The sequence below is a fragment of the Gaetbulibacter sp. NE genome (assembly GCF_025548475.1).
Taxonomy (GTDB): Bacteria; Bacteroidota; Bacteroidia; order Flavobacteriales; family Flavobacteriaceae; genus Gaetbulibacter_B; species Gaetbulibacter_B jejuensis.
The window spans coordinates 619,856-640,041 of sequence record NZ_JAOQHY010000001.1 but is presented as its reverse complement, the minus strand read 5'-3'; the positions used below and the strand labels follow the sequence as shown (position 1 = coordinate 640,041).

Here is a 20,186-nt window from a genome sequence, read left to right as displayed (position 1 = left end):
AATTACATTTTCATTAACCACTCACGAACATCAACTTCTTTTTTGATAATGTCTCTTAACTCAGAAACCTTAACGCGCTTTTGTTCCATAGTGTCTCTATGACGAATTGTAACTGTATTGTCTTCTAAACTTTCTCCATCTACAGTAATACAAAATGGCGTACCAGCAGCATCTTGTCTCCTGTAGCGTTTACCTACAGCATCCTTTTCATCATAAAATACGTTGAAATCCCATTTTAGGTCATCAACAATAGCCTTAGCCATATTTGTTAAAGCTTCATCTTTTCTTACTAATGGTAGTATAGCAGCTTTTGTAGGTGCTAAAACAGCAGGAAGTTTCAACACATCGCGTTTAGAACCATCTTCTAATTCTTCTTCTACTAAAGCGTTTGAAAACACTGCTAAGAACATCCTGTCAAGTCCAATAGACGTTTCTAGAACATAAGGCACGTAGCTTTTACCTTCTTCGTGGTCAAAATACTGTAGCTTTTTACCAGAGTATTCTTCGTGTTGTTTTAAATCAAAATCTGTACGCGAGTGGATGCCTTCTAGTTCTTTAAATCCGAATGGGAATTTAAATTCAATATCAGTAGCAGCATCAGCGTAGTGTGCTAATTTTTCATGATCGTGGAAACGATAGTTGTCTTCGCCTAAACCTAAAGATTTATGCCATTTTAAACGTGTGTCTTTCCAATAGTCGAACCATTCTTTTTGAGTTCCTGGTTTTATGAAAAATTGCATTTCCATTTGTTCAAACTCACGCATTCTAAAAATAAATTGTCTTGCAACAATTTCGTTTCTAAATGCTTTTCCTGTTTGGGCAATTCCAAAAGGAATTTTCATACGTCCTGTTTTTTGAACGTTTAGAAAGTTTACAAAAATACCTTGAGCTGTTTCAGGTCGCAAGTACAAATCCATTGCACTTTCAGCAGAAGCACCTAGTTTGGTGCCAAACATAAGGTTAAATTGCTTTACATCTGTCCAGTTACGACTTCCTGTAAGTGGGTCGGCAATTTCCAATTCTTCTATCAACGCTTTTACATCAGCTAAATCTTCATTTTCTAAAGATTTTGCAAGACGCGATAAGATAGTATCAATTTTTTCTTGATACCCTAAAACACGTTGATTTGTGGTAATAAATTCTTGTTTATTAAATGCGTCACCAAAACGTTTTTCTGCTTTAGCAACTTCTTTATCTATTTTAGCTTCAATTTTGGCACAGTAGTCTTCAACAAGCACATCAGCTCTATAGCGCTTTTTAGAGTCTTTGTTGTCAATTAATGGGTCATTAAAAGCATCGACGTGTCCTGAGGCTTTCCAAGTAGTTGGATGCATAAATATTGCAGCATCAATACCTACAATATTATCATGCATTTGAACCATGGCTTTCCACCAGTAGTCACGTATGTTTTTTTTGAGTTCGGCTCCATTTTGTGCATAATCATATACAGCACTTAAACCGTCGTATATTTCACTACTTTGGAATACGTATCCATACTCCTTAGCGTGTGATATAACCTTTTTAAATTGATCGTCGTTGTTTGCCATGGTGCAAAAATAAAAAACCGCACCAACTAACGGAACGGTTTTTCAAAAAATAAAATTAGTTAGTTAATTAAGCTCTATTTTGGTTGAACCTAAATGATGATTTTTGTGAAACACATTAATGTGATAAGTGCCTTTTGTTAAAGGTTGATCGTCATTATCAGTGTCTATTGACAGTGTGACATCCATATCATTATTTTGGTAATTAACCACTTCTTTAAGACTGTAGATTAATAGCGAATTTCCAAAATCAATTGAGCCTTTATCAGCTACTACATTGTTTTTTGGGTTTACTATTTGAACATATAATTCTTTATCACCATTCTCAGCTAATGCATTTTCAACCAGAGTAAAACTTACGTCTATTTGGTTGGTACTACTAGCTTTTCGGGTAATTATAGTTTTTCCTAAAAAGTTTTTAACTGCTTTAGCTTTAAAAGAATTTGCAGTTAAAACAGCTCCTTCTTCTAGCTTTTTGTTTAATATAAAATTTTCTTCAGAAAGCTTTTTATTGGTAAGTCGCTCTTTTTGTAACTCGTTGTAAGCTAAGAGTTTTTCCTTTTGAAGGTTGTGGTTGATAGCCTTTAGAGAGTCTATAGTAAAGAACAATAAATTGTTTTTTTCTTTAAGATTAATAACTTGGTTCTTAAACTTCGAAATCACTGATAAGTCTACTTTTATAAGCTTTAGAGAATCCAAAGCTACTAGTGTTTCTCTTTTGGCGTCTTCAAGTTGAGAAGATAAAAGATTATTAGAGGTAAGCGAGTTGTCATATCTCAAAATCATTTGAGATAATTCATTTTCCATTAAGTGTTTTTCTTGTTCTAAAAATTGTTGATGAGTTCTAATGGATTGGTAACTTGTAAAACTAAAAACACATAAAACCGCAATAGTTGCTACTAATGAACCTATAATTAATCTGTAGTTAAAAAATTGAGGGTTAACTATCATTATTAATTTGTTATTTCCTCGCGAAAGTATAACTTTATGTTAAGGTTGATTATTTTTATCGATGAAATGATAAAAAACTTGTTAAACTTGTTTTTTCCAAAGGTTTGTCTGTCATGCGCAAGCTATTTGGGTGATAATGAAGCATATATTTGTATTAAGTGTAGGCATGATCTTCCATTGACAAATTTTCATTTTAATGAGGACGATACCGTTAAAAAAGTACTTTATGGAAGAGTAAAACTTGAAAATGCAACCGCCTTTTTACACTTCTCTAAAAAAGGGATTGTACAGCAACTTATTCATAAATTAAAATATAAAGGTTACGAAGAGGTAGGAACATTTTTAGGGAAGTGGTTAGGTGCTGAATTAAAAACAATTGAAGCTTATAACACAATAGATGTAGTGGTACCAGTGCCTTTACATAAGCACAAACTTAGAAAGCGAGGATATAATCAGGTTTCAAAGTTTGCAGATGAAATTGGCAAAGCCTTAAATGTTAATGTAAACACGACAACATTACAAAAGATTGCAAATACCAAAACACAAGTATTTAAGGACAGATTAAAGCGAACCGATGATAGTAAAACTATTTTTGCTATATCTGAAAACCAATCATTAAAACACAAGCATGTTTTATTGGTTGACGATATTATTACAACAGGAGCAACAATAGAAGCTTGCGCTAATGCCTTGTTGCAAATAGAAGGTGTTAAAATAAGTGTAGCAACAATGGCAATTACCCATTAATTTAATAAACGGCAACAATCAGGTTTTGGTTTTTTAATACAATAAAACTTAATAAGTTTGAGTTTTGAGTATAGTTTTTAAAATTGTTTCTTTGTGCAAAATTATTCTTATTAAATGCGCTCATATATCACACGGATTTTAGGCATTGTTTTCTTAGCATTAGTTATTGCTAGTTGTGCTAATAGAGGAACTCCATCAGGTGGAGAAAAAGATACTGAACCACCAGTAATACTAAAATCTGTTCCTGAAAACTTCACGACAAATTTTAAGGGTAACGAAATTCGAATTTATTTTGATGAATACATTAAGGTGAAAGATGTTCAGCGTCAGCTTATCATTTCGCCACCAATGGACACACAACCAGATATTATTCCGTTAAGTTCAGCAAGTAAGTATATAAAAATAACCATAAAAGATACGCTTCAACCTAATACAACTTATGCGTTCAATTTTGGTGAAAGTATAGTAGATAACAACGAAGAAAACCCTTACCCTTATTACAGATATGTATTCTCTACAGGTGATTATATCGATTCGCTTTCGGTTAAAGGTGTGGTTATGGATTCTAAACTTAAAAAACCAGATACCTTTGTTTCGGTAATGCTGTATGAAGTCGATTCTACTTTTACTGATTCTATCATTTATAAAGAAAAACCTAAATACATTACTAATACACTAGATAGTGTTACAACATTTAGTATTGATAACTTAAAAGCTGGTAAATACTTGATGGTTGCTGTAAAAGATGAAAACAGTAATTACACATTTGAGCCTAAAAGTGATAAAATAGGATTTCATAAAGACTTTATTGAAGTCCCTAGCGATTCCATTTATACTTTAAAACTATTTGAAGAAGAACTCGATTTTAAAGCTATAAAGCCAAAACAAATTGCAAAACAACGAATTGCTTTTGGCTATGAAGGAGACTATAACGGAATGCAAATTGAAATACTCAACGACAGTATACCTAATAACTTTAAAACCAAAATAACTAAAGACAGTAAAACTGATACTTTGTATTACTGGTACAAACCTAAATTAGAATTAGATTCTACATTGTTTGTGGTTAAAAATAAAACGTATGTTGATACACTAAAACATAGGTTTAGAGATTTAGATAAAGACTCATTAACTGTTAGAGCGTTGGTTTCAGGAACTATAGATTTTGGTAAAGATTTTTCATTACAAGGAAGTACGCCTTTTATGTCTTTAAACGAAAAGCAGGTGACTATCTTAGATCAAGATTCGGTAAATGTAGATTTCACTACAGAGTTTAACGAAATGGAAAACACCTATGCTTTTAAGTTTGAAAAGTCTCAAAACAATACCTATAAGATACAGATGTTACCAGAAACATTTACCGATTTTTTTGGTGAAGTTAATGATACGCTAAACTTTAATTTAAAAACTAAAGCTTATTCTGATTATTCTAATGTGAGAGTGACTTTAAGAAACGCTAAATATCCTGCTGTTGTTCAACTTACTGATGATAAAGGCGAAGTTAAATATGAACAATTTGCTACAGAGTTAAAGCCAATAGATTTTAGGTACATTCTTCCAGGAACTTATTTTTTAAGAGTTGTACATGATGCTAATGGTAACCAAAAATGGGATACAGGAAATTACCTTAAAAAGATACAGCCCGAACGCGTTAGCCACTTCCCTGATGCTATAGACGCAAGAGCTAATTGGGATCCTATTATTGAATTTATTCTAGAGTAAAACGGTCTTTATCGTTTAAAAATCTGAGTTTATTACGATAAAATGTAATATGGCTACGCTCTAGCGTAACTATTTCAGTAAGGTCTTTATTGGGTTTTATAGGTAGCATCACATTGCCCAAAACATCGTAAGCAGCTGAGTGTCCACAATATTCGTTTTCCTTTTCGTCAACACCAATTCGGTTTACACCAATGCTATATGTCATGTTTTCTATTGCTCTTGCTTTTAGCAATGCGTCCCAAGCTTGTATGCGAGGTTTAGGCCAATTGGCAACGTATAGCAATAAGTCGTAGTCTTCAACATTTCGGCTCCAAACAGGAAATCTTAAATCGTAGCATATAAGAGGACAAATTTTCCAACCTCTATAATCTATCACTAATTTATCACTACCAGCCGAAAATACCTTGTCTTCACCTGCTAATGAAAAGGTGTGGCGTTTATCATATTTATGTATAGTTCCATCTGGCTCTACAAAACACAATCTATTGTAAAACGCATTGTCTTCTTCAATGATTAAACTGCCAACTACAGCAGCATTTTTGCTATTGGCAATTTTTTGCATCCACTCTACAGATTTACCTGTCATGGTTTCAGCATTGTCCTTAGCATTCATGGTGAAGCCTGTGGTAAACATTTCAGGAAGAAGTATAACATCAACAGGCTTGGTGATGTCTTCTATTTTTTGTTTAAAATGTTTGCGGTTTTGTTTTGGATCTTCCCAAATTAAATCCGATTGTAAATAAGCGATTTTTAGTTGGTCTTGCATTGAGTTTAGGCTCACTTGAGCTTCTTTTTAGACTTATCGTAGTTTTCTTTTAGTTTTTCTATTTTTTCAAGCCATTTTGCCTCGTCATTAGGAGATAGTTTTCCTTTCTTTTTTAGCTTTTCGTACTTGCTTTGAGCGTCTTCTAATTTTTTAGATGCTTTATCAAATTTTGATTGCGCCTTTACTTTTCGTTTTAATTCTTTTTCGGCCTTTTTTTGAGCTTTTTCAGCTTTTTTTGCTTGATTTTCTAGTTTTTTAGCCTCTTTTTCTTGTTTTTGTGCTTTGTCGTATTCTTCTTTTGCTTTGGCTATTTTTACTTTAAATGCTTCTATTTCTTCTTTAGTAAACGTATCAGTAACATCTTTTCCTTCAAGGAAAATTTTTCCTTTTTTTATTTCGTAAGTTTTTCCTTTATGTTTAACTTCTTGTGCGTTTAAGTACAGTCCTAAGCTTAAAAATAATATTGTAATCCAGAATTTCATGTATTTATGTATTTGGTTTCTATGTAAAGTAAGACACAGAATTATTGTAAAAGTAACTCTTTTGTAGCAAATTAATTCAACTATTTTTTAAATGCTGTTTAATAATTCTGCAGCCTTTTTTAGAGTGTCATTTGTTTTAGCAAAGCAAAAGCGTAGCACATGCTCATCTAAATTATTATCGTTAAAAACTGATAATGGAATTGAGGCTATACCATGCTCAATAGTTAGGCGTTTTGCAAAATCTACATCGTGCTCTAGTGTAATGTCAGAGTAATCCAATACTTGAAAGTATGTGCCTTTTGAAGGTGTAAACTTAAAACGAGAATCTTTTATCAATTCTAGAAATAAGTTGCGTTTTTCTTGATAGAACTCAGGTAAATTCAAATAATGATTTGGCTCTTCCATATAATCCGATAGTCCTTTTTGTGAAGGATGATGCACAGAAAACACATTAAATTGATGCACATTTCTAAAAACGTCCATTAGTGTTTTTGGCGCACAACAGTAACCAATTTTCCAACCAGTGTTATGAAATGTTTTCCCAAAAGAAGCTGTTATAAAACTTCGCTCTTTTAAGTTTTTAAACCTACAAACACTTTGGTGTTGTTCACCATCAAAAATAATATGCTCATATACTTCGTCACTTAAAACAACAATATCTGTTTCGTTAGTTAATTTTTGTAGCTTTAGCATATCAGCTTTACTCAGTACTGTTCCACTTGGGTTGTGAGGTGTGTTGACAATAATCATTTTGGTATTACTGTTTATGCTTTGGGCAACAGTATTCCAATCAATAGTATAATTAGGTGCTTTTAGTTGTATAGCAATGCTTTTTCCACCATTAAGTTCAATTGCAGGTTGATAGCAATCATAAGCAGGTTTAAAAATAATGACTTCGTCATTTGGTCTTATAAATGCTGATATTATGGTGAAAATAGCTTGGGTAGCTCCAGCTGTAACGGTAATTTCATTTTCAGGATTGTAACTAGAATTGTAAAGTAACTCATATTTTTTACTTATAGCATGACGTAAACCCAAATGTCCTTGCATAGGTGCATATTGGTTGTACCCAGAATTCATTGCGTTTGAAACTGCATCGATGAGTTTTTGGTCGCTTTTAAAATCAGGGAACCCTTGTGCTAAGTTCATAGCATTATGGGTATTTGCCAATGTACTCATTACAGAAAAAATGGAGTTGCCTACGTTGGATAGTTTTGATTGGTGGTATATCATAATATCTCGTTAAATTGATAAGTTTTAAAGATATAAAAATGTACTTTTTTTATTTTTACGCAAACTATAAAATATTAAATATGCGCATAATAAAATTGCTTTGCTTTTTCGTTGTTTTTCAAATGTCTGCCCAACAAGGAGGTATGTGGATTCCATCTCTTTTAGAAGGTATGAATGAAGATGAAATGCAAAGCCTTGGAAGTAAATTAACAGCTAAAGATATTTATGATGTTAATAATTCTAGCCTTAAAGATGCTATTGGACATTTTAATGGAGGTTGTACAAGTGAGGTAATTTCCGAACGTGGTTTGGTACTTACTAATCACCATTGTGGCTTTAGTCAAATCCAATCACATTCTTCTTTAGAAAACGATTATTTAAAAGATGGATTTTGGGCAATGTCTTTGGAAGAAGAACTGCCTAACGAAGGACTTTACATTGAGTTCATTGTAAGTATTCATGATGTTTCTGAGACCGTTTTAAAAGGGATTAATAACTCTATGACCGAAAAAGAAAAACAGTCTTTAATTGATCAAAATAGAAATGCAGTAATGGACTCTTGGCCAAAAGAAGAATGGCAAGATGTAAAAACAAAATCTTTCTACAAAGGCAATCAATATTTCTTATTTGTAACCGAACGATTTGAAGATATTAGATTGGTAGGAGCACCTCCAAGCAGTATAGGTAAGTTTGGAAGCGATACTGATAACTGGGTATTTCCAAGACATACAGGTGATTTTTCGTTATTCAGAATTTATGCTGATAAAAATAACAGACCAGCAAAATACAGCAAGGACAACGTTCCTTATAGACCAAAACATTTTTTACCTGTTTCTTTAGATGGTATTGAAGAAGGAGATTTTACAATGGTTTTTGGTTTTCCAGGTAGAACAAATGAATACCTTCCAGCTGTGGCCATTGAGCATATTACTGAAGAGTATAACCCTACAAATATTGCAATTAGGGAAGCCGCTTTAAAAGTGATTGATGCTAAGATGAAAGCGAGTGATGAAGTACGTATTAAATATGCCTCTAAGCAAGCTAGAATTGCAAATGCATGGAAAAAATGGATAGGTGAGAATTTAGGGATTGAGAAGAGTGATGCTGTTGCTAAACGACGTGAGTTTGAAGCTACATTTACAAAAGCTTTAAAAGAGAATAATTTAGAAGAAAAGTATGCGCACATTCTTCCTGAGTTTGATAGACTTTATAAAGACTTTGCTCCAATTAATATCAAAAGAAGGAATTTTACCGAAGTTTTTTTAGTAACCAATGAGTTAATGCAAATGACGTATAGGTTATACAAATTTGAACAAGCACTTGTTGACAATCCTGAAGATTTTGAAAAGCAAAAACCTGATTTAATCCAACGCTTTAAGAAAATTCATAAAAATTATGATGTTGATGTTGATAAAGGTGTTTACTTAAATGTAATGCCATTATATGGAGAATCAATTGATGCTTCAATTTATGATAAAACAGCTTTAACAAACTTAGACTCTGCTTTAAAACTTTTAGAAGGCGACGTTAAAAAAGTTCTAAAAAATATAAATAAGGATGCTGCTTATGCTTACGCAAAACCTATAATAGAGGAGTATTTTAATACTATAGACCCTGAGTATAAAGAAAAAAACGAGCTAATAACTGCATTGCAAACCGATTACATGACGGCATTAATGAAAGCATTACCTAACGAACGTTATTTCCCTGATGCAAATAGTACTTTACGTGTTACTTATGGGCAAGTTCGAGGCTATTCGCCAAGTGATGCTGTGTATTACAGCCCAGTAACTTATTTAGAAGGAATTATGGAAAAGTATATTCCTGATGATTATGAGTTTGATGTACCGCAAAAGTTAATAGACTTATACAATACTAAAGATTTTGGTCCATATGCTGATAACAATGGAAAAGTGCCAGTGTGTTTTATAGGTACTAATCACACAACTGGCGGAAATTCTGGTAGTCCAGCTATAGATGCTTACGGAAATTTAATAGGACTCAATTTTGACCGTGTTTGGGAAGGTACTATGAGTGACATGAATTATGATCCTGAAATTTGTAGAAACATTATGGTAGACATTAGATATGTACTTTTTATAATAGATAAATATGCAGGAGCAAAACACCTAATTGAAGAAATGAAATTAGTTAGTAAAACAGCTCAATAAATAGGATAAAAATAAAACCCTTACTAAGTTTAGTAAGGGTTTTATTTTTATCTAAAAGCAAAGCAATCTATAGTTTAGACGCTAGTTTTTTAGTATCTATAATACTCAGGTTTATAAGGACCTTCTACTTTAACACCAATGTACTCTGCTTGGTCTTGCTTAAGTTCTGTTAGCTCAACACCAATTTTTTCAAGGTGTAATTTCGCTACTTTTTCATCAAGATGCTTTGGTAACATATACACTTTGTTTTCGTAAGCGTCTTTGTTGTTCCAAAGTTCTATTTGAGCCAATGTTTGGTTTGTAAACGAGTTACTCATTACAAAACTTGGGTGTCCTGTTGCACAACCTAAGTTTACTAAGCGACCTTGAGCTAAAATGATAACATCTTTACCGTTTACGTTGTATTTGTCAACCTGTGGCTTAATTTCATCTTTAGTGTTACCGTGGTTTTTGTTTAACCAAGCCATGTCAATTTCATTGTCAAAATGTCCAATGTTACAAACTATGGTTTTGTCTTTCATAGCTTCAAAGTGCTCACCACGAACAATATCTTTATTTCCTGTAGTTGTAATCACAACATCTGCATTACTAATAACAGTTTCCAACTTCTTCACTTCAAAACCGTCCATAGCAGCTTGTAGTGCGCAAATAGGATCAATTTCAGTAACAGTTACAATACTTCCTGCGCCTTTAAAAGAAGCAGCAGTACCTTTACCAACATCACCATAACCACAAACAACCACACGTTTTCCAGCTAGCATAACGTCAGTTGCACGACGAATAGCATCTACAGCACTCTCACGGCAACCGTATTTGTTATCAAATTTAGATTTAGTAACAGAATCGTTTACGTTAATAGCAGGCATTGGTAATGTACCTTTTTCCATACGCTCGTATAAACGGTGAACACCTGTTGTAGTTTCTTCACTTAATCCGTTAATTCCAGGAACTAACTCTGGGTATTTGTCTAATACCATATTTGTTAAATCACCACCATCATCAAGAATCATGTTAAGTGGCTTTCTGTCTTCACCAAAGAAAAGTGTTTGTTCAATACACCAATCAAATTCTTCTTCGGTCATATTTTTCCATGCATAAACTGCAGTGCCAGTTTCAGCTATAGCAGCAGCAGCTTGATCTTGTGTAGAAAAGATGTTGCAAGAACTCCAAGTTACTTCTGCACCAAGAGCTTGTAATGTTTCAATCAAAACAGCAGTTTGAATAGTCATGTGTAAACATCCAGCAATACGAGCACCTTTTAAAGGTTGTTCATCTTTATATTCTTCACGAAGGCTCATTAAACCTGGCATTTCTGCTTCGGCTAATTCAATCTCTTTTCGTCCCCAAGCCGCAAGCGACATATCTTTTACCTTATTAGGTACGTAAGCAACAGTTTTTGTGTTCATATTAGTATATTTGTCTTTGTAAAATTAATTGAGACTGCAAAGATAACTAATAACTTTCAGAATAATAAATGCCTCTATATAAAACCCTTACTCCTAATTCTTATACTACTGTTAAAATTTGGAAGATTACAGAATCTTATAACCAGTTAAAGCAAGGTATGTTTTTAAGACCAGAGTGCGAAACTCGTGTTTTAGGTATGAAAAGCGAGTTGCATCAGCGTGGTTTTTTAAGCGTGAGACATTTACTAGCAGAGTTTGGATACACTGATGCCGATTTGTTTTATGACGAAAATGGAAAGCCACACCTAAAAGATGGAAAGCATATTTCCATAACACATTCGTTTATATTTTCGGCAGTTGTAGTAAGCGATAAAGAAGTAGGTATTGATATTGAAAAGCAACGAGAAAAAATAAGCATTATTGCTCAAAAGTTTGTTGAGTATGAGTTTGAATATCTCGATAAAACTGCAACGGATTATATTAATAAGCTTACTGTAATTTGGTGTATTAAAGAGTCCTTGTATAAGTTGTTTGCAACACCAGGTTTAAGCTTTTTTCAGCATACATTGGTAATTTCATTTATGATGAAAGACGAAGAAACAATAGCTTGGATTGATTATGATAATAAGAAATACCGTTACCAAACTACCTTTTTTGAGTTTGAAGGATTTACCTGTGCGTTAGCTTTACCATCATAAATGAAACAGATTTACAAAAACATAGTACAGTCTGTTTCTAGTGGCGAAAAGTTATTGGCAGTACTTATTGATCCTGATAAGTTTCAAATAGAACATACACCAGCATTCATTAGTAAAGTTAACGCGTCTATAGCAACTCATATTTTTGTTGGAGGAAGTGAAGTAGAAGAACAGCTTACAGATATTTTGGTTAATGAAATAAAAAAACACACGCAATTGCCAATTGTTTTATTTCCAGGAGATGTTACTCAAATTACAAATAAAGCTGATGGCTTACTATTTTTATCATTGATTTCTGGAAGAAACCCAGAATATTTAATAGGTAAACATATAAAAGCAGTTTCAAAACTAAAAGGCACACAGCTTGATATTATTCCAACAGGATATTTACTTATAGAAAACGGAAAAGAAACAGCTGTACAACGAGTTACTCAAACCCAACCTATGCCTAAAAACAATAGTGAACATATAGTAAATACAGCTAAAGCTGGAGAGCTTTTAGGTATGAAACTTATTTATCTTGAAGCAGGAAGTGGAGCATGTGAACCAATTTCAGAAAGTATTATTTCTAAAGTGAAAAGTGAACTGAATATTCCGTTGATTGTAGGAGGAGGAATTAGAAGTAAAACACAAATGAATGCGGCATATCAAGCAGGAGCAGATGTTGTGGTTATAGGAACCGCTTTTGAAGAAGACGAATCATTTTTTGACAGTTTAAAAAAATAAATATGAAAATATCAGTAGAACTAACATTAACACCATTACAAGACGATTTTGAACCATCAATCATCCATTTTATTAAAAAGTTGAGAGCTTCAAATCTTAAAGTATTAGAAAACCCATTAAGCACTCAGGTTTATGGTGAGTATGATGAGGTTATGCAGGTGCTTACAACCGAAATAAAAGAAGCATTTGAACTTGTGGAAAGAGGCTTACTGTATATGAAAATTGTAAAATCAGACAGACACGATTATGAGCCACATTTTTGATTGGTTATTTTCACAGTATCAAGGTATAGATACATATTTAATAGTTCTTGAGTTTATAGGAGTCTTCTTTGGCTTTTTAAGTGTTTGGTATTCCAAGCAAGAAAACATTTTGGTGTATCCAACAGGAATTATTAGTACAGCAATTTTTGTTTATATTCTTTGGGTTTATGGTCTTTTAGGAGATATGTTTATAAATGCCTATTACTTTTCTATGAGTATTTATGGCTGGTATTTCTGGACAAGAAAAGATGATAATAACCAAGAAGTGCCAGTAACAAAAACTACAAAAAAAGAACACTTGTGGGGTGCAGTTATTTTTGTAGCTACAATTCTTTTTGTGATTCTAATTTATAAAGTAAATGATAAGTTTGATTCTTGGACAGCTTATGTAGATACTGTTACAACTGCTATATTTTTTGTTGGTATGTGGTTAATGGCAAAAAAGAAATTAGAAAATTGGACATATTGGATTATAGGAGATTTAATTTCGGTACCCTTATATTTTTATAAAGGTCTAATTTTCACGTCTTTTCAATATTTTTTATTTACTATTATAGCTATTTATGGATATAAAGCATGGAAGAACAACTTAAACAACAACCAGCAAATTGCATAAAAGTAGTTTTGTTTGGACCGGAAAGTACAGGCAAAACAACACTTTCTAGACAGTTAGCTAGACATTATAATTCCGTTTGGGTACCAGAGTATGCACGTGAGTACCTTCAAAATAAATGGAACAATGAGCGTAAAACCTGCGAACCTAAAGACTTGCTGCCAATTGCTATTGGACAAATACGTTTAGAAAATGAGCTAGCTAAAAAAACAAATACTGTTTTGATTTGCGATACCGACTTGTTAGAAACCAAAGTTTATTCTGAAGCGTACTACTCAGGGACTTGCGATCCAATTTTAGAAAAATTTGCTTTAGAGAACACCTATAGTTTATACTTTTTAACGTATATTGATACGCCTTGGGAGGCAGACGATTTACGTGATAAACCCAATGAGCGAGAACGTATGTTTAAAGCGTTTGAAAGTGCATTAATCAAGCATAAAAAACCTTATGTTTTGCTTAAAGGAAATAAAAGTGAACGTCTAGAAACTGCCATAAAACACATTGATCAATTATTAAAAAGCAATACATGAGTTTTTCAGATTCAGATTTAAAACAAATTGAAAGTAAAGGTCTAACGCTTAGAAAAGTCCAGTCTCAAATAGAACTTTTTGTAACAGGATTACCTTTTTCTAACCTTGTGTCAGCAGCTACCATTGGTGATGGAATTATCAGGTATACTGATACTGAGGTTGAACATTATATAAACGTGTTTGAAGGTAAAAAAAATGACCTATGCGTTTTAAAATTTGTTCCTGCTTCTGGTGCTGCAACTCGCATGTTTAAGTTTTTATTTCAGTTTATAAAAGACTATGACCCTGAAGCTGAAACCTTAAATGCCTATATAAACAGAACAAAAAACAGTAATCTGTCTATGTTTATGGTTGGTTTAGAAAAGTTTCCGTTTTATTATGAGGTTATGGATATGCTCAATGAAAAATATCCTAATTATAAAGCGCTAAGTACAGGTCATCAAGCATTGTTGTTTGTAAAAACTATGTTAGATGAAGACAAGCTTAACTATGGTAATTTCCCTAAAGGTTTATTGCCTTTTCATGAATACAAAAACAAAATAATCTCAACGGCTTTTGAAGAGCATTTATTTGAGTCGGCTTTGTATTCTTCAACAAATGCAACAACTAAACTGCACTTTACAATTTCTGAAAAGTATAAAGACAAATTCAAGAATGAGTTCAATAGAATTCAGGAAAAAGTAGAGAAAAAAACAGGCGCAAAATTTGATATTTCGTTTTCATACCAAAAAGAATCTACTGATACTATTGCAGTAACTCCAAAAAACAAACCCTTTCGTGAAGACGATGGTACATTGTTGTTTAGGCCATCAGGTCATGGAGCGCTTATTGAGAACTTAAACGACCTAAATGCTGACATTATCTTTATTAAAAACATTGATAATGTTGTGGTGTATAAGTACAAGACTGAAGTTGCTAAATACAAAAAGTTACTTGCAGGCGTTTTACTAAACCTTCAAGAAACCTCGTTTAAATATATGGAGCAATTGGATGATGAAGAAACAACCGAAGACGAACTGATTAAAATTGCTGAATTTCTTCTTAATAAATTACAGGTAAAAATTTCTCCTGAGTTTGAAAAATATAAAGCTAAATACCAAATTGAATATTTAAGAGAAAAACTTAATAGACCAATACGTATTTGCGGAATGGTGAAAAATGAAGGTGAACCAGGAGGTGGACCATTTTGGGTAAAAGACGAAAGCGGAAATGTGTCGCTTCAAATAGTGGAGTCTGCTCAAATAAACATGAAAAACAAGCCACAAAAAGCCATTTTAAAAAAATCTACACACTTTAATCCTGTTGATATTGTATGCAGTGTTAAAAACTATAAAGGAGAAAAGTTTGATTTAACTGACTTTGTAGACCCAAAAACAGCATTCATTACCATGAAGACTAAAGTAGGAAAAGATTTAAAAGCACTTGAGCTACCTGGTTTATGGAATGGAAGCATGTCTAACTGGAACACGGTTTTTGTTGAAGTACCTCTTATTACGTTTAATCCTGTAAAAACGGTAAACGATTTATTAAAAGCACCACACCAAATAAAAAGTGATGCTTGACGAAGAACTCTTACTTACCGAATTATCTTTTAAAGCCATAAAAAGTTCTGGAGCTGGTGGACAACACGTTAATAAAACAGCTTCTAAAGTTGAATTGACTTTTAATGTTGAAGCATCTACAGTTTTAAATGAGGAACAAAAGGAGCTCTTGCTCAAAAACCTACAAACAAGATTAAGCAACCAAAATGTACTTATCTTACAATGTGGTGAAAGCCGAAGTCAGCATAAAAATAAAGCACTTGTAATTGAGCGTTTTTTAGAAATTATTAAACAAGGTTTGATAGTTCCTAAAAAAAGAAAAAAGACAGCTGTTCCTAAGGCAGTAAAACAAAAACGACTTCAAAACAAAAGGCAACTGTCTGAAAAAAAAGCCAATAGAAAACCTCCTGAAATTTAAAAGTCATAGGTATTACTATCAGTGATTTTTTAAGTAACAAAAAATTGTTTCGAGAAGTCTTTTAAAGTCTAAATTAGTTCATTAATTTTGCAGCGTTCTCAAAAAGGGGTGCCAATAAGTGGCTGAGATCATACCCAATGAACCTAGAACAGGTAATGCTGTTTAGGGACTGTGAATACTTAATGCTGTATCCGGAACAACCTAAAGTATTCTATTTTATAGTTATTTATTAACCAAAGAATAATTACCTCTTTTTATTCGATTATAAACATAATCGTAATGAAAAACTTATTCGCATTTTTAGCATTATTCGTGCTATCTGTCAGTGCATTTTCACAAGAAAAACAAAAAGATTCTACCGAAGTAGAAAAACTAGACGAAGTTCTAGTAAAAGCAGTTCGTGTTGAGGCAACATCGCCAATTACTCACACAAACGTAAAAAAAGAAGATCTTAAAAAGCGCAACTTAGGTCAAGACATTCCTGTACTTTTAAATTATTTACCGTCAGTTGTTACTACAACCGATGCTGGAGCAGGAGTTGGTTACACAGGAATTAGAGTTCGTGGTATTAGTTCGCAATCTACAAACGTAACTATTAACGGAATTCCCTATAATGATGCAGAGTCATTAGGAACATTTTGGGTGAATTTAGGGGACTTTGCGTCTTCAGTTGAAAACTTACAATTGCAACGTGGAGTAGGAACCTCTACTAATGGTTCAGGAGCTTTTGGAGCTAGTATTAATGTGCTTACCGATGCAATTTCTGAAAAGCCTTATGGCGAAATTTCAAACTCATTTGGTAGTTATAATACTAGAAAACACACCTTAAAGTTTAGCACAGGAAAGTTAAATGACCATATTGAAATTGCAGGTCGTTTGTCTCAAATAAAATCTGATGGATATATAGACAGAGCAACTTCTGATTTAAAATCCTATTTTCTACAAGCAGCTTATGTTGATGCTAATACTTTAATTAAAGCTATTACTTTTTCTGGTAAAGAAATTACCTATCAATCTTGGAATGGATTGGAAGATTTAGATAAACTAGAAAATGATCGTACCTTCAATACAGCAGGTATGTATACTGACGAAGATGGTAACACACGCTTCTACGATAACGAGGTTGATAATTACCAGCAAGATCACTATCAGCTACACTGGAACCAACGTTACAATAACAATTGGTCAACTAACTTAGGGCTTAACTATACCTATGGTCATGGTTATTTTGAGCAGTATAAAGAAGACGAAAGCTTTTCAGATTATGATTTAGAAGAAATCACCATTGGTGGTGAAACTATCAATGAAACAGATTTGATTAGACGTAGATGGTTAGATAACGATTTTTATGTAGTTAATGCTAACGTTAATTATAAAGACGATGCTATAAATGTTATTTCAGGGTTATCTTATAGTAATTATGATGGCGATCATTTTGGAGAAATAATTTGGGCTCAATATGCTAGTAATAGTGAAATAAGAGACCATTATTATGACGGAAATGGTAAGAAAAATGATTTTAGTGTATTTGCAAAAGCAACCTACAGATTGAATGATAAAGTTAGTTTATATGGTGATTTACAATTGCGAAATGTAGGTTATAAAACATCAGGAGAGACATCAGATAGAGTGCCATTTAATATTGATGAAAACTACAGTTTTTTCAATCCTAAAGCAGGTGTCACGTATAAGTTAAACACAGCAAGTAACCTGTATTTCTCGTATGCAAGAGCTAACAGAGAACCAAAACGTGATGATTTTGAAAACAATCCTGATGTAAAACCAGAACAGTTAAACGATTTTGAATTAGGTTGGAGATACAGTAAAGAAACTTTTAGACTTAATATTAATGGTTACTATATGCAATATAACGAGCAATTGGTTTTAACAGGAACTATTGATGATGTTGGTAGTCCTGTAAGAGCCAACAGTGGAGAAAGCTATAGGTTAGGTTTAGAAGTTGATGCAGCTTTAGCCATAACGCCTAAGTTTTCAGTGCAACCTAATTTTACCATTAGCTCTAATAAAAACAAAGAAACTGTTGCCTCAATTGATGGCGAGCTAGTAAACCTTGGTAAAACCAATATTTCATTTTCACCAGAGTTTATTGCTGCTAATGCTTTTGTATTTCAACCAACACCACAATTTCAAATGTCTTTTTTAAGCAAGTATGTTGGTGAGCAGTTTATGGGAAATACTGATGCTGAGGCTTCAAAACTCGATAGCTATTTTGTTAACGATTTCAATATCATGTATGAAATTAAAACCAATTCTATTTTCAAATCTATAGTGCTAACAGGATTGGTAAACAATGTGTTTGGTAAAAAATATGAGTCTAACGGATATTATTACACCTACGATGATACTTGGTCTAATCCAGGACAAGTTGAAACAATTGAAGGTGCAGGCTTTTATCCGCAGGCAACTACTAACTTTTTAGTAGGCGCAACCTTAAGATTTTAATTAGTAATACTATAGGTGTTACTTCCAGTTGGAGTAACTCTGTATTCTTTAAGACCACAAGGTAATGCTTCGTTAAGAGGCTGACCAATAAACAGGCTATATTCATTTTCATCACCACAACCACACTTAGCATTTGCTCCATCAATAGTCATGATTGAGCAACTGCTAGCTGTGTGGCTAGGGTCTGCAGCATCCCATGCTCTCAGTCCTGAGCCAACATTGGTCACAATAATGCCTCCATTACCTTGGTTGGGAATATATACAGAGTTACTCGTAAACTGTAATTGACTGTATTGTGGTAGGTTAAGGTTAATACTTGCGTTAACCCCTAAATTTTGTAAAAAATTGCAGTTGTTGTTATCGTCACTTTTACTGCACGATACCAATAATGCAAAGGTAAGTAGTGTTAAAAAATTCTTCATAGCATGAATTTATAAGCCTGCAATTTAAACAAAATAAATAGTGAAATAAATATTTTGTATATTTGTGTCATAATCTCGTGTGAGCGAGATTTTTTGCGTTAGTCCCGAGCATAAGCATCGGGATATTTTGAATAAAGTCGCAAAGCTAATTATAAAGTAAACGATGAAGTTATGAGTAAAGTATCTTATTATACTGCTGAGGGATTAAAAAAATTAAGAGAAGAGTTAAACCAACTTAAAGATATAGAACGTCCTAAAGCGTCACAAGCAATTGCCGAAGCTAGAGATAAAGGTGATTTGAGTGAGAATGCTGAATACGATGCAGCTAAAGAAGCTCAAGGTATGCTAGAGATGAAAATTTCTAAGTTAGAAGAAACTTTGGCTAACGCAAGACTTATTGATGAGTCGCAATTAGACACCTCAAAAGTATTGGTATTGTCTAAAGTGAAAATTAAAAACCAAACCAATGGTATGGAAATGACCTATACTTTGGTTGCTGATGGTGAAGCTAATTTGGCGCAAGGAAAAATTTCAGTTAACTCTCCAATAGGTAAAGGATTATTAGGAAAATCTGTAGGAGATGTTGCCGATATACAAGTACCTAATGGTATAATGAAATTTGATATTTTAGAGATAAGCCGATAAGCTTTCACGACATAATAATATGCTAAAAGATTCCACATACGTTGGAATCTTTTTATATTTACAAATAGTGCAATAACTAAGTAACCTAAAACCTAAAAAATGGCATCCATATTCACAAAAATTGTAAATGGTGAAATACCTTGTTATAAAGTAGCTGAAACTAAAGATTATTTGGCATTTTTGGATGTTAACCCTAATGCGATAGGACACACGCTTTGTATTCCAAAAATTGAAGTAGATAAATTGTTTGATCTTGACGAAGCGACCTATATAGGTTTAATGGAGTTTTCTAGAAGCGTTGCTATTGCGCTAGAAAAAGCAGTGCCTTGTAAACGTGTAGGTGTTTCGGTTATTGGGCTAGAAGTTCCTCATGTACATGTACATCTTATTCCGTTAAACTCAATGGAAGATGCTCGTTTTATTTCAAAAGTTGGAATGGATAAAGAAGCGTTTGAAGCTACAGCAAAGCGTATTGCTTCGTTTATGTAAACTACCCAAAAACTCCCATAGCAAACAGGACAACTCCTGCTATGATAAGCAAATCTAAAACAATAAGTACCCAAGCTAAGGTTTTTAGCTTTAAAGATTTTGGTTTAGGCTTAGCAGCGCGTTTTTGGTAAGCAACTACACGTTCAATTTCATCAGTCCAACGTACTGGGAAAATATCAGTATCACAGGTAGAGCAAGACATAGATTGTGTGGTTTCTTCGGTAATGGCTTTGTAAAAAGCGTTTTCAACAAACTGTTGCTTAAAGGTGAGTTGCAATCCATTGTTGGAGTAGCATTCAGGACAATTGTTGTTAAGTTTAACTTCTTTTAGTGTAAAAAACTTTTTAGCCATA

At 33.1% G+C, this 20,186-nt stretch carries 21 protein-coding genes; 13 read left to right on the top strand and 8 right to left on the bottom strand.

Annotated elements, in window-relative coordinates; genetic code table 11:
- Positions 1-2 precede the first annotated feature (2 nt).
- Together OD803_RS02985 and OD803_RS02980 are read right to left on the bottom strand one after the other, a co-directional pair.
- Entirely contained in the window at positions 3-1,547 is a 1,545-nt protein-coding gene (locus tag OD803_RS02985; RefSeq protein ID WP_129759560.1) for a glycine--tRNA ligase, read from the bottom strand.
- A gap of 63 nt (positions 1,548-1,610) precedes the next feature.
- On the bottom strand, positions 1,611-2,495 hold the full coding sequence (locus OD803_RS02980; protein ID WP_262732301.1) for a hypothetical protein: 885 nt from the start codon (positions 2,493-2,495) through the stop codon (positions 1,611-1,613).
- 177 nt (positions 2,496-2,672) lie between these two features.
- Here OD803_RS02980 and OD803_RS02975 point away from each other — a divergent pair, with 177 nt between their 5' ends.
- A complete protein-coding gene (locus tag OD803_RS02975; RefSeq protein ID WP_332006927.1) occupies positions 2,673-3,242 on the top strand; it encodes a ComF family protein in 570 nt (189 codons plus the stop codon).
- 114 nt (positions 3,243-3,356) lie between these two features.
- Positions 3,357-4,964: an Ig-like domain-containing protein gene (locus tag OD803_RS02970; RefSeq protein WP_262732299.1), complete on the top strand. Its 1,608-nt coding sequence runs from the start codon at positions 3,357-3,359 to the stop codon at positions 4,962-4,964.
- On the opposite strand, the gene OD803_RS02965 is transcribed toward OD803_RS02970, so the two are convergent.
- The 3 genes from OD803_RS02965 to OD803_RS02955 form a co-directional block, all read right to left on the bottom strand.
- Positions 4,951-5,730, bottom strand: coding sequence for an amidohydrolase (locus OD803_RS02965; protein ID WP_262732298.1), 780 nt, complete (start codon positions 5,728-5,730; stop codon positions 4,951-4,953). The genes OD803_RS02970 and OD803_RS02965 overlap by 14 nt on opposite strands.
- 11 nt (positions 5,731-5,741) lie before the next feature.
- Positions 5,742-6,212 carry a hypothetical protein gene (locus OD803_RS02960; RefSeq protein ID WP_262732297.1) on the bottom strand — a complete coding sequence of 157 codons (471 nt, stop codon included), beginning with the start codon at positions 6,210-6,212 and terminating at the stop codon, positions 5,742-5,744.
- Between the two features lie 87 nt (positions 6,213-6,299).
- A complete protein-coding gene (locus OD803_RS02955) occupies positions 6,300-7,442 on the bottom strand; it encodes a methionine aminotransferase (protein ID WP_262732526.1) in 1,143 nt (380 codons plus the stop codon).
- Between the two features lie 83 nt (positions 7,443-7,525).
- Here OD803_RS02955 and OD803_RS02950 point away from each other — a divergent pair, with 83 nt between their 5' ends.
- Complete coding sequence (locus OD803_RS02950) at positions 7,526-9,616, top strand: S46 family peptidase (protein WP_262732296.1); 2,091 nt, start codon at positions 7,526-7,528, stop codon at positions 9,614-9,616.
- Positions 9,617-9,705: 89 nt separating this feature from the next.
- On the opposite strand, the gene ahcY is transcribed toward OD803_RS02950, so the two are convergent.
- The gene (ahcY, locus tag OD803_RS02945) at positions 9,706-11,022 is read right to left on the bottom strand and encodes an adenosylhomocysteinase (RefSeq protein ID WP_262732295.1); all 1,317 of its coding nucleotides are present in this window, start codon (positions 11,020-11,022) and stop codon (positions 9,706-9,708) included.
- 68 nt (positions 11,023-11,090) lie between these two features.
- Here ahcY and OD803_RS02940 point away from each other — a divergent pair, with 68 nt between their 5' ends.
- The 8 genes from OD803_RS02940 (at position 11,091) to OD803_RS02905 (ending at position 18,277) form a co-directional block, all read left to right on the top strand.
- Positions 11,091-11,720 carry a 4'-phosphopantetheinyl transferase family protein gene (locus OD803_RS02940; protein WP_134198487.1) on the top strand — a complete coding sequence of 210 codons (630 nt, stop codon included), beginning with the start codon at positions 11,091-11,093 and terminating at the stop codon, positions 11,718-11,720.
- Positions 11,721-12,446 (top strand): geranylgeranylglyceryl/heptaprenylglyceryl phosphate synthase, encoded by a 726-nt coding sequence (locus tag OD803_RS02935; RefSeq protein ID WP_134198488.1) that lies wholly within the window; start codon positions 11,721-11,723, stop codon positions 12,444-12,446. It abuts the gene before it with no gap.
- 2 nt (positions 12,447-12,448) lie between these two features.
- Positions 12,449-12,709 (top strand): thiamine-binding protein, encoded by a 261-nt coding sequence (locus OD803_RS02930; protein WP_129759550.1) that lies wholly within the window; start codon positions 12,449-12,451, stop codon positions 12,707-12,709.
- Positions 12,693-13,325 carry a nicotinamide riboside transporter PnuC gene (gene pnuC, locus OD803_RS02925; RefSeq protein WP_131506198.1) on the top strand — a complete coding sequence of 211 codons (633 nt, stop codon included), beginning with the start codon at positions 12,693-12,695 and terminating at the stop codon, positions 13,323-13,325. Before OD803_RS02930 ends, pnuC begins: the two co-directional genes overlap by 17 nt.
- On the top strand, positions 13,286-13,855 hold the full coding sequence (locus OD803_RS02920) for an AAA family ATPase (RefSeq protein WP_131506197.1): 570 nt from the start codon (positions 13,286-13,288) through the stop codon (positions 13,853-13,855). The genes pnuC and OD803_RS02920 overlap by 40 nt, the downstream gene beginning before the upstream one ends.
- Positions 13,852-15,417 (top strand): DUF4301 family protein, encoded by a 1,566-nt coding sequence (locus tag OD803_RS02915; protein WP_131506196.1) that lies wholly within the window; start codon positions 13,852-13,854, stop codon positions 15,415-15,417. The genes OD803_RS02920 and OD803_RS02915 overlap by 4 nt, the downstream gene beginning before the upstream one ends.
- A complete protein-coding gene (gene arfB, locus OD803_RS02910; RefSeq protein WP_131506195.1) occupies positions 15,410-15,814 on the top strand; it encodes an alternative ribosome rescue aminoacyl-tRNA hydrolase ArfB in 405 nt (134 codons plus the stop codon). The genes OD803_RS02915 and arfB overlap by 8 nt, the downstream gene beginning before the upstream one ends.
- 279 nt (positions 15,815-16,093) lie before the next feature.
- Positions 16,094-18,277 carry a TonB-dependent receptor gene (locus OD803_RS02905; RefSeq protein WP_262732294.1) on the top strand — a complete coding sequence of 728 codons (2,184 nt, stop codon included), beginning with the start codon at positions 16,094-16,096 and terminating at the stop codon, positions 18,275-18,277.
- Here the strand turns inward: OD803_RS02905 and OD803_RS02900 are convergent.
- A complete protein-coding gene (locus tag OD803_RS02900) occupies positions 18,274-18,699 on the bottom strand; it encodes a hypothetical protein (protein ID WP_129759544.1) in 426 nt (141 codons plus the stop codon). The genes OD803_RS02905 and OD803_RS02900 overlap by 4 nt on opposite strands.
- A gap of 171 nt (positions 18,700-18,870) precedes the next feature.
- Here OD803_RS02900 and greA point away from each other — a divergent pair, with 171 nt between their 5' ends.
- Together greA and OD803_RS02890 are read left to right on the top strand one after the other, a co-directional pair.
- Positions 18,871-19,344: a transcription elongation factor GreA gene (gene greA / locus OD803_RS02895; RefSeq protein WP_129759543.1), complete on the top strand. Its 474-nt coding sequence runs from the start codon at positions 18,871-18,873 to the stop codon at positions 19,342-19,344.
- Positions 19,345-19,443: 99 nt separating this feature from the next.
- The gene (locus OD803_RS02890) at positions 19,444-19,833 is read left to right on the top strand and encodes an HIT family protein (protein WP_262732293.1); all 390 of its coding nucleotides are present in this window, start codon (positions 19,444-19,446) and stop codon (positions 19,831-19,833) included.
- A gap of 1 nt (position 19,834) precedes the next feature.
- On the opposite strand, the gene OD803_RS02885 is transcribed toward OD803_RS02890, so the two are convergent.
- On the bottom strand, positions 19,835-20,185 hold the full coding sequence (locus OD803_RS02885) for a hypothetical protein (protein ID WP_262732292.1): 351 nt from the start codon (positions 20,183-20,185) through the stop codon (positions 19,835-19,837).
- Position 20,186 lies beyond the last annotated feature (1 nt).